The organism is Kitasatospora sp. NPDC059803 (assembly GCF_042732255.1).
Lineage (GTDB): Bacteria > Actinomycetota > Actinomycetes > Streptomycetales > Streptomycetaceae > Kitasatospora.
This window is the reverse complement of the sequence record NZ_JBHWIJ010000337.1, coordinates 1-8,636: the sequence shown is the minus strand read 5'-3', so window position 1 is coordinate 8,636 and position 8,636 is coordinate 1. Positions and strand designations below refer to the sequence as shown.

The following is an 8,636-nucleotide window of genomic DNA, read 5'->3' as shown; positions in this document are numbered from 1 at the left end:
CCCCCGGGCCGGCCCCCGCGCCTGATGCTGCCCGCCCCCACCGGGCCCCACCCCGTCGGCACCACCACCCTGCACCTGGTCGACCCCGCCCGCCCCGACCGCTGGGCCCCCACCCCGCGCCCGCGCGAACTGCGCACCCGCCTCTGGTACCCCGCCGCCCGCGTCGCCGGCCACCCCCGCGCCCCCTGGATGAGCCCCGCCGAGACCGCCCACCTGGAGACCGCCTACTTCCAGGTCCCCGCCGCCGGCCTGGACTGGCCCACCACCCACGCCCACACCGACGCCCCCGCCGAGACCTCGTGCCGCCACCCCGTCGTCCTCAACTCCCACGGCTCCGGCGGCGACTCCGCCTTCAACACCGCTCTCGCCGAGGAACTCGCCTCCCACGGCCACGTCGTCGCCGCCGTCGACCACACCTTCGACGCCGGCGAGATTGAATTCCCCGGCCACCGCCTGGAAGTACGCGACAAGGCCGCCGTCCAGGCCATGACCGACGCCGACATCGTCGCCTACCGCGCCGCCGACGTCCGCCTCGTCCTCGACCGCCTCACCGACCTCGCCGCCGGCGCCGACCCCGACGCCGACCACCGCCCCCTGCCCGCCGGCCTCGCCCAGGCCCTCGACCCGGACGCCGTCGCCATGTTCGGCCACTCCATGGGCGGCGCCACCACCGCCCAGGCCCTCCACGACGACCCCCGCATCCGCGCCGGAGCCGTCCTCGACGGCCCCCTCTTCGGCACCTGCGCCACCGCCGACCAGCCGCGCCCCCTGTTGCTCATGGCCTCCACCTGGGCCAGCCCCGCCCGCGACGCCATGTGGGACACCCTGTGGCCCCACCTGACGGGCTGGCGCCGCCGGCTCACCCTCATCCGCTCCGGCCACCTGTCCTACACCGACCTCCAACTCCTCGTCCCCCAGGGGCAGGACGTGATCGCCTGGCCCGCCGACCAACTGGAGCACTTCCTCGGCACCGGCGACCCGCTGCGCGCCGTCACCGCCCAACGCGCCTACCTCACCGCCTACTTCCAGCTCCACCTGCGCCGCCGCCCCACCACCCTCTTCGACGCCCCCTCCCCGCACTACCCCGAGATCACCCTCGACGCCTGAACCGGCCTGAACCCGCCTGAACCCGCCTGAACCGGCCTGAACCGGCCAGGACCCACCGCCCGCGGGGTGCCGGGGCGGTGGGTCCTGGAGTGGGAGGTCGGCCTGTCCGACTTCTCGCGGCGGCGCCGTGCCGGGGCGTCCGTCGGCAGGAGGCCGGCAGGGGATCAGTAGGGGATCGGGCGGTTCTCGCGGGCCCACAGCTGTTCGGCCTCGCTCTGGGGCGGGGGCGGGGAGATCCCGTCCATCATCCACAGGTCCCGGGGCGTCTCGTCGATGTGGAACTCGCAGTACAGGCCGCGCCCGGTGGTGTGGGGCGCGAGGAGGGCGGCGAGGGCCTCCCGGGTGCGCTTGCGCAGGTCGGGGTCCTCGGTGTGCCGGGCGATGTGCTCGACCACGATCCGCACCGCGTCGTGCGCGGGCTGGTCGCCCACGTGGAAGGAGTCGGCGCCGATCTCGTGGAAGAGCGTCATCACGTAGAACTTCGGCAGTCCGAAGCGGGTGTAGAACCCGGTGATGTCGGCGGCGAGCTGCTGCTTCTGCCCGGGGGTGTAGGTGCCGGGAGGGTGGTAGACGTGCCACAGCGGCATGGGTGTTCTCCTCGGTGTCGGCCGGCGGCGGCCGGCGGGTTTCGGCGGTTTCGGAGCGGTGCGGTTCAGCGGCGGATGGGGATGGTGAGGCCCTCCACCGGGCCGGGGAGCGCGGACTTGAGCGCCCGGGTGAGGTCGTCGACGAGGACTTCGCGATCGCCGCGCTCGACGCCGTCCAGGACGATGCGGGCCACCTCGGCGGCCGGGATCTTGTCGACGGGCAGGGCCGCCACCATCTCGGTGTCCGCGAAGCCCAGGTGCACGCCGACGACCTGGGTGTGCTGGGCGGCGAGCTCCAGGCGCAGGGAGTTGGTCAGGGACCACAGGGCGGCCTTGGAGGCGCCGTAGGCGCCGGCGCCCGCGCCCCAGGACAGCGCGGAGTGGATGTCGACCAGCGCCCCGCCGCCACGGGCCGCCAGCACCGGCGCGAAGGCCCGGGCGATGCGCAGCGGGCCCAGGACGTTGGTGTCGAAGGTCTCCTGGACCTGCCGCAGGTCGGCGGTGAGCAGCGCTCCCGGGTGCAGGACGCCGGCGTTGTTGAAGACGAGGTCGACGTCCTGGACGCGCTCGGCCAGGGCGGCCACCGAGGCGTCGTCGGTGACGTCCAGGGCGAGGACCTCCACCCGTGCGTCCTCGCTGGGCACGGGGGTGCGGGCGGTGGCGTAGACCTTCTTCGCGCCGCGCGCCAGCAGTTCCCCGACGAACGCCCGGCCGAGGCCGCGCAGGCCTCCGGTGACCAGGGCGGTGGAGCCGTCGATCACGGTCATGTGCGTGTTCCTCGCTCTCGGAAGGCGGTGCCCGCAGCCGGGGCACCGCAACGTTTAGATTATTACCATCATCTAAACTGGATGGGGAAGCCCGGATGGGAAAGTAGGACCACCACCACCGCAGGACGAGGAAAGGAACGCAGGCATGCCCCGCGTGTCACGGGCCGAGGCCGAACGCCACCGCCAGGAGGTGATCGACCACACCGCCAGACTGATCCGGGAGCAGGGCTCCGACCAGGTCAGCGTCCCCCGGGCGATGGCCGCCGCAGGCCTGACGCACGGCGGCTTCTACCGGCACTTCGCCTCCAAGGACGACCTCGTCGCCCAAGCCCTCACAGCCGCCTTCACCGAACGCCGCGAAGCCATGGACCGCCTCGCCGACGACCCCGCCCCCGGCGCGCCCGCTCCCCAACACCCAAGCCCCCGCGCCGAGTTCCTCGCCCGCTACCTCTCCACCCTCCACCGCGACAACCCCGGCCAGGGCTGCGCCGCCGCAGCCCAGGCCGCCGACGCGGCCCGCGCCGAACCCGGCTCACCGCTGCGCAGCGCCTTCACCGCCGGACTGCGCGACCTGGCCGACGGCTTCCAGCACCTGCCCGACGCCGCCGAACGCGAGAGCGCCCTCGCCGACCTGTCCACCATGGTCGGCGCCCTCCTCCTGGCCCGCGCCAGCGAGGACCCCGCCCTGTCCGACGAACTCCTCGCCGCCGCCCGCCACCGCCTGACCGCCCCCACCGGCCCTGCCGGCCCCGCGTAGGGCCGGGGCCGTCGCGCCGCCCCCGGCCCGCCCGCCCGGGCCCGGGGCCACCGGCCGCTGCCACGGCGGCGCTTGCCCCGACGCCGCGGCCCGTGATCGGATGGCGCCAGCATCGCGTGCCGGTGGCGGACAGCGTCAGGCATGGAGGTGTGGAACCGAAGGGGCCGCCTCCCGTGGCTTCCCATGACGGCGACCGCGTGGTCGCCCTGAGCCTTCAACTCTCCCGAGCACACCAGGAACTGCGCCGCCAGGTCGGCCGCATCAGAGCCGGGATCGGACAGCGCCGCCCGGACGGCGACGCACTGCGGACCCACTGCCTGGCCTTCTGCGCCGCACTGACGGCACACCACCAGGGCGAGGACGAGGGCATGTTCGCCCAGCTGGTGCGCGAACGCCCGCAGCTCGCCGGGACGGTCGCCAAACTCGTCGAGGACCACGAGATGATCGCCGCCATCCTCACCCGGGTGCGCGAACTCGCCGACCGCGCCGCCGAATCGGCCGAACCGCCCGGCGAAGGACTGGAAGCGGTCGGGCGCGAACTCGACGGCCTCACGGCGATCATGGAATCCCACTTCGCCTACGAGGAACGGACGATCAGCGAAGCCCTCGACGGCGCGACGCCCGAGGGCAGTTGGCCCGACCGGGTGTTCCGGTTCGGCTGACGGGCGAGCCCCCGCCCGGCGGGGGAGCGGAATCCCGTTGCGAGGTGAGGGCCGGCGCTGTAGACATGCCGCGATGACGATTTTTCATTGCGCCGCCTGCGGCGAGGCCCTCACGGCCGACCTTGAGCCCCTCCCGGCGGTTCCGGCCCGGCACCTGTTCGAGGGCGAGCTCGTCAACGGCCGCCGACAGGCCCCGCCCACCATGCCCCGCGGCCACTACGCCGTCGATCCGCAGCCGTACGGACCGCCGTTCGTCCCGGCCGAGGACCAGGACGGCTGTCCCCCCGCCTACCCCGGCGGTCCGTGCATCAGCGACTTCGACGGAATGGTCGTCGTCTCGGCCGGGCCCCGGAACACCTTCGTCCTGCACCCCGACGACGGGACCGGCCTCACCGGGCACGTGACAACGAGCGGCCCACCCGGTTGCTGCGGAGCCCCCGGCGACGGCCCGCCCAACCGCGCCTGCCGCTGCGGCGCCGTGGTCGGAGGCGAGATGTCGGACTGCTACACCCCCTACGAACTCCACCTGCTGCCCGACGCCGTCCGCCCCGCTGCCCACACCCCCGACCGCTGACGCACGCGGCCGCACGGACCCGACAGCTCCTTCATCCCACCCAGGAGTTGCCACTACCGGTCGTCGAACTCGCCCGCGCTGACGGCGGCGACGAAGGCCCGCCAGGCGGCGGAGGGGAAACGGAGGACGGGCCCGTCGGGGTCCTTGGAGTCCCGGACGGGCATGAGGCCGGTGAAGCCGTCGGCGACCTCGACGCAGCCGTTCGACCCGCCGCTGTACGTGCTCTTGCGCCAGGTGGTTGCCATCGCCGTTGCCTCCTGCGGGTGGAGTGGAAAGTCGATGGGGATGACTTCCCACTCCGGCGCCGGGTTAGGCGCAGGTGTCAGTGCGGGCCGGTCCGGATGTCGCTGCCCCGGGACCAGAGTTCTTCGACGTGTTCGGCGAAGCGATCGAACATGCCGTCCTCCCCGCTGCGCCGCAGGTGCATCAGCGGCGAGTCGTGGCCGACCGCGCGGGCGAGGTGAGGCGTGACGAGGGCGTGCTCGTCGAAGCGGAAGACGGAGAGGCCGACATGGTTCGGACCGTCGTCCGGAGCGCTGAACCGGGCCTCGAAGCCCTCGGTACCGGAGAGTCTGGCCAGGTTCTCCAGGGTGACCCTGATCCTGGTGGACACCGTGAGCGCCACGTCCTCGATCTGCTCGCGCTGACGCGTCGTCTCGGAGTCCGGATCCCCGAGGAGAAACCGGACCCGGCAGCCGCTCTCGGCCTTGCGCCGCAGAGTCTGAAGCAGGGCGGGCTGCTCCAGCCACACGAAGTAGTTGGTGTAGCCGGCGAGGAAGATATCCGATCGGGCCTCGGCGATCAGCTGCGCCCAGACTGCCTGCGGGCAGGCCGAGCGGTACGGGTAGACGGCGAACACCTCCCGGTCGTGCCCGGTCTTGACGTTCGCCCGCACGGTGTTGGGCCAGATCATCCGTTCATCACCCCCTGAGGTCGCGGCGGCGGGTTGAACCGGGCGGAGGGGTTGAGAAGGCCCCTAGAAACCGCCGGATCGGGGCGGCGGGGCCGGAGTTGCTGCTACCGGACGTCGAACTCGCCGGCGTGGACGGCGGTGACGAAGGCCTGCCAGGCGGGGGAGGGAAAGAGGAGGACGGGCCCGTCGGGGTCCTTGGAATCCCGGACGGGCTGCACGCCGGTGAAGCCGTCGGCGACCTCGATGCACTGACCGCCACTGCCGCTGTATGTGCTCTTGCGCCAGGTGGTGTTCATCGCGGTTGCCTCCTGCGGGTGGAGTGGGAAGTCGATGGGGATGACTTCCCACTCCGGCATCAGATAGGCCTAGTTGGCGTCGAACTCGCCGGTACGGGTGGCGGTGACGAAGGCCTGCCAGGCGGAGGAGGAGAAGAGGAGAGACGGGCCCTCGGGGTCCTTGGAGTCGCGGACGGGCATGAGGCCGGTGAAGCCGTCGGCGACCTCGACGCAGCCGTTCTGCCCGCCGCTGTATGTGCTCTTTCGCCAGCTGGCGTTAGTCAGGTCAGCGTCCATCCTCATAGTCCTTCCGTACTGCGCGGATCAGCTCAAGCGACGGGGCCAGAGGTAGTGCCTCGGCTTGCAGTCGATCGTAGTCCCTGGCTAGCGGAAGGACAGCGTTGATATCGCGGTCGAGGTACCCACGCAGCTCGGTTTCTGTGTATCCGAGCAGTTTGCGATCCGGCATGGTCAGCAACGTCACGTGTGAGCTGAAAGGCCGGTCCTCGCCCAAAGAATACGGGGCTACCTGGAGGAGGATGTTCGGGTTTGCGACCAACTCCTCGAGATACCGAAGTTGTTCGATCATCACGTCCGATCCTCCGACGGGCCGACGCAGGCAACTCTCGTCGAGAACCGCATGAAGGAGAGGCGGAGGGGTGCGGTTCAGGAATTGCTGGCGCGTCATGAGGAAGCTCACTCGTTCCTCGGCCTGCTCGGGGGTGGCGTTGCCGCGCCGGACGTTGCCCGCTTCCCAAGCGCTGGCGTAGGCCGGGGTTTGTAGCAGGCCAGACACGATGTCGATCGAGAACAGCCTGACTTCGGCGGCACGGTTCTCGTAGTTGGCGTACTCGGGGAAGCCCGGAACCAGGGCAGTGTGCTTGAGCTGCCAGTACATCAGCAGCAGGGTCCCGCCGGTCTGCAGGACCTCGTCGGCCTTGGTAGCAAACTTCTCACTCGGCGGTCGCTGCGCAAGTTCGACGAACGAGACGTAGGACGGGTGGACTCCGATCTTGCGCGCGAGCTGTTCCTGCTTGAGGCCCATCGCCCTGCGTGACCTGCGGAGTTGGACCCCGAACGGGGCCCAGGGAGATGACTGCGGGTCAATTTCCTTGATGTTCACCATGGCTGCTCCAACTCTCCAGGCCACCGAGGTCAAGTCGTCTGCCACTTCCGATGCTAGGCGACACAGAGCCACCATGTGCACAGAACGTGAAACTCTGATCGCGGAAGGTTACTCCCATGGGTGATGTCCAAGTGCCCCGGTTGCACGGCTACGGGGTGCGGTGGGACCCGGAGGGCCGGTGTTACCGGGTGCGGAACGAGACGACGGGGGAGTGGCTGCGCAGCGGTACCTCGGGTGGGCTGGCGTCCTTCTCCTCGTTCTCCGCCGCCTTCAGCGCCTGGCGGGGGTTCGAGGTTCGGCGGCAGGTGGGGGCGTGATGGGATCCGCCCTCAACCGCGCCACCGTCGACCAGCGGCGGCAGGCGGCCGACGTCCTCGACGACCTGACCACCGTCCTCGCCCTGGCCGGGGTGAAGTTGCCGTCCGTCGACGTGGATTGGGAGCACGGCCGCAGGACCGGCTGCTACCTCATCGGCCTCGGCTGCGCCCGCCCGTCCGAACTCCTGCGGGTCGTCGACCTGCTCCGCAAGGGCCTGCGTTACGAGCGCCTGACGCGTGACGGCTGAACTCCTCGTCCGCCTGCTGTGGTGGGCGGGCTTCTCCCTCGTACTCCTTGCCGCCCTCAGGAAGTGAACCCCCCGATGCGCGACCCCCGCCTTCTCGCCAAGCCGCCCGTGTGCCGGCTCGGCTGCCTCGTCCTCGTGCGCAACCCGCGCGGCGACATCCTCCTGGTCGACCCCGACTACATGGACGGCCTCATCCTCCCCGGCGGCGCCGCCCAGCCCAACGAGCCGCCCCAACTCGCCGCCGCCCGCAACCTCCACGCCGAGACCGGCCTCAACCTGCGCCTCGCCGACGTCCTGGCCGTCGACTTCACCCCCGCCGACCGCTACCTGGAACGCCTCAACCTCGTCTTCGACGGCGGCACCGTGCACGACGACACCCGCCTCACCGTCCCGCCCCGGCACCGCAGCGGACTGTTCGGCGCCCGCTTCGTCCCCGCCCACGAACTCCCCGACGTCATGGCCCCCGTCCAAGCGGCCCGCGCCGCCGAAGCCCTCGCCAACCGCGCCGTCCCCCTCCTCCTCCACGGCCAACGCACCACCTGCGACGAGAACCGGACCCCGCCGCGCTAGACCGCCCGGCGGCGGACGCTCAGCTGACGCCCCGCAGGACACACAGGGTTCCCTGCGGGGCGTGGAACGCCTGCCGCACCTCCCACGCGCCGCTCTGCCCCGCCTTGACGTTCACCGCCGTGTCGCCGAGGGCGAGCACCGTGGCCTTCGCCGAGGTGAAGTAGACGACGATCCGGTAATCCGCGTCCCGGCCGCCGGGGTTCACCGCGGTGCCGGCCGCGCGCCAGCCGTCCTTGGTCGCCTCGCAGGTGCCGATGGCGACCTGCTTGCGCTTCTCCTGGTCGTTGGCGACGGACGACGGCGGCGGCAGCGTCGGCTGCTCCAGCACGGCGATCTCACCGCTGCTCGCAGCGTCCCCGGAGGGCGCAGCCGTAGCGGCCTGCACGTCCTGGCTGCCGCCGTTGTGGGGCTGGCGGCAGCCGGACAGGGCGGTGAGGGCGAGCAGTGCGATGCCGGCGGCGGCACCCGCTCGGGCCTTGTGCTTCGTTTCGCGCATCTCTTAACTTCCTTCGGCTGTGGGCGGCTCCAGGAACGATCACACCGGTGTCACCGCGGAGGGGCCCGGCTTGTCTTACCGTGCCGGCGCAGGCGGTGCGGGCTCGGCGGGCCTGGCGGTGGCGGGGGTTCATCCGTTCGGCTGAGGATCGTCCCGTCGCCCGCCCGTCTCGCAGGTGAGGGACGGACGACGGACGGGCACAGAACGGCGGCGGCCCCCGGAGCCCGTGCTCCGGGG

General features: G+C 71.7%; 15 protein-coding genes. 7 read left to right on the top strand and 8 right to left on the bottom strand.

Annotated elements, in window-relative coordinates:
- Positions 1 to 1,107, top strand: a 1,107-nt coding sequence (locus ACFV6I_RS34370) for an alpha/beta hydrolase family protein (RefSeq protein ID WP_380429693.1), incomplete at its 5' end; no start/stop codon positions are given.
- Between the two features lie 164 nt (positions 1,108 to 1,271).
- Here the strand turns inward: ACFV6I_RS34370 and ACFV6I_RS34365 are convergent.
- Positions 1,272 to 1,694 (bottom strand): tautomerase family protein, encoded by a 423-nt coding sequence (locus ACFV6I_RS34365; RefSeq protein WP_063352960.1) that lies wholly within the window; start codon positions 1,692 to 1,694, stop codon positions 1,272 to 1,274.
- Between the two features lie 65 nt (positions 1,695 to 1,759).
- Positions 1,760 to 2,461, bottom strand: coding sequence for an SDR family oxidoreductase (locus ACFV6I_RS34360; protein ID WP_380429690.1), 702 nt, complete (start codon positions 2,459 to 2,461; stop codon positions 1,760 to 1,762).
- 145 nt (positions 2,462 to 2,606) lie between these two features.
- Here ACFV6I_RS34360 and ACFV6I_RS34355 point away from each other — a divergent pair, with 145 nt between their 5' ends.
- From ACFV6I_RS34355 to ACFV6I_RS34345, 3 genes are all read left to right on the top strand, one after another.
- Positions 2,607 to 3,218: a TetR/AcrR family transcriptional regulator gene (locus ACFV6I_RS34355; RefSeq protein ID WP_380429688.1), complete on the top strand. Its 612-nt coding sequence runs from the start codon at positions 2,607 to 2,609 to the stop codon at positions 3,216 to 3,218.
- A 173-nt stretch (positions 3,219 to 3,391) separates the two neighbouring features.
- Positions 3,392 to 3,880, top strand: a complete 489-nt coding sequence (locus tag ACFV6I_RS34350; protein ID WP_380429685.1) for a hemerythrin domain-containing protein — start codon at positions 3,392 to 3,394, stop codon at positions 3,878 to 3,880.
- 73 nt (positions 3,881 to 3,953) lie between these two features.
- Positions 3,954 to 4,454: a hypothetical protein gene (locus tag ACFV6I_RS34345; protein WP_380429682.1), complete on the top strand. Its 501-nt coding sequence runs from the start codon at positions 3,954 to 3,956 to the stop codon at positions 4,452 to 4,454.
- Between the two features lie 53 nt (positions 4,455 to 4,507).
- On the opposite strand, the gene ACFV6I_RS34340 is transcribed toward ACFV6I_RS34345, so the two are convergent.
- From ACFV6I_RS34340 to ACFV6I_RS34320, 5 genes are all read right to left on the bottom strand, one after another.
- A complete protein-coding gene (locus tag ACFV6I_RS34340) occupies positions 4,508 to 4,699 on the bottom strand; it encodes a DUF397 domain-containing protein (protein ID WP_380429679.1) in 192 nt (63 codons plus the stop codon).
- A gap of 77 nt (positions 4,700 to 4,776) precedes the next feature.
- Complete coding sequence (locus ACFV6I_RS34335; RefSeq protein ID WP_380429676.1) at positions 4,777 to 5,367, bottom strand: DUF5919 domain-containing protein; 591 nt, start codon at positions 5,365 to 5,367, stop codon at positions 4,777 to 4,779.
- Positions 5,368 to 5,471: 104 nt separating this feature from the next.
- On the bottom strand, positions 5,472 to 5,723 hold the full coding sequence (locus tag ACFV6I_RS34330) for a DUF397 domain-containing protein (RefSeq protein WP_380429673.1): 252 nt from the start codon (positions 5,721 to 5,723) through the stop codon (positions 5,472 to 5,474).
- A gap of 9 nt (positions 5,724 to 5,732) precedes the next feature.
- Positions 5,733 to 5,939 (bottom strand): DUF397 domain-containing protein, encoded by a 207-nt coding sequence (locus ACFV6I_RS34325; RefSeq protein WP_380429671.1) that lies wholly within the window; start codon positions 5,937 to 5,939, stop codon positions 5,733 to 5,735.
- On the bottom strand, positions 5,929 to 6,768 hold the full coding sequence (locus tag ACFV6I_RS34320) for a helix-turn-helix transcriptional regulator (RefSeq protein WP_380429668.1): 840 nt from the start codon (positions 6,766 to 6,768) through the stop codon (positions 5,929 to 5,931). The genes ACFV6I_RS34325 and ACFV6I_RS34320 overlap by 11 nt, the downstream gene beginning before the upstream one ends.
- Before the next feature lie 116 nt (positions 6,769 to 6,884).
- Between ACFV6I_RS34320 and ACFV6I_RS34315 the strand changes: the two genes are divergently transcribed.
- The 3 genes from ACFV6I_RS34315 (at position 6,885) to ACFV6I_RS34305 (ending at position 7,903) form a co-directional block, all read left to right on the top strand.
- Positions 6,885 to 7,085, top strand: coding sequence for a hypothetical protein (locus ACFV6I_RS34315; protein ID WP_380429665.1), 201 nt, complete (start codon positions 6,885 to 6,887; stop codon positions 7,083 to 7,085).
- On the top strand, positions 7,085 to 7,333 hold the full coding sequence (locus tag ACFV6I_RS34310) for a hypothetical protein (RefSeq protein WP_380429662.1): 249 nt from the start codon (positions 7,085 to 7,087) through the stop codon (positions 7,331 to 7,333). The genes ACFV6I_RS34315 and ACFV6I_RS34310 overlap by 1 nt, the downstream gene beginning before the upstream one ends.
- Positions 7,334 to 7,408: 75 nt before the next feature.
- A complete protein-coding gene (locus tag ACFV6I_RS34305) occupies positions 7,409 to 7,903 on the top strand; it encodes an NUDIX domain-containing protein (protein ID WP_380429659.1) in 495 nt (164 codons plus the stop codon).
- Positions 7,904 to 7,922: 19 nt separating this feature from the next.
- On the opposite strand, the gene ACFV6I_RS34300 is transcribed toward ACFV6I_RS34305, so the two are convergent.
- Positions 7,923 to 8,399: a hypothetical protein gene (locus tag ACFV6I_RS34300; RefSeq protein ID WP_380429656.1), complete on the bottom strand. Its 477-nt coding sequence runs from the start codon at positions 8,397 to 8,399 to the stop codon at positions 7,923 to 7,925.
- Between the last annotated feature and the right edge of the window lie 237 nt (positions 8,400 to 8,636).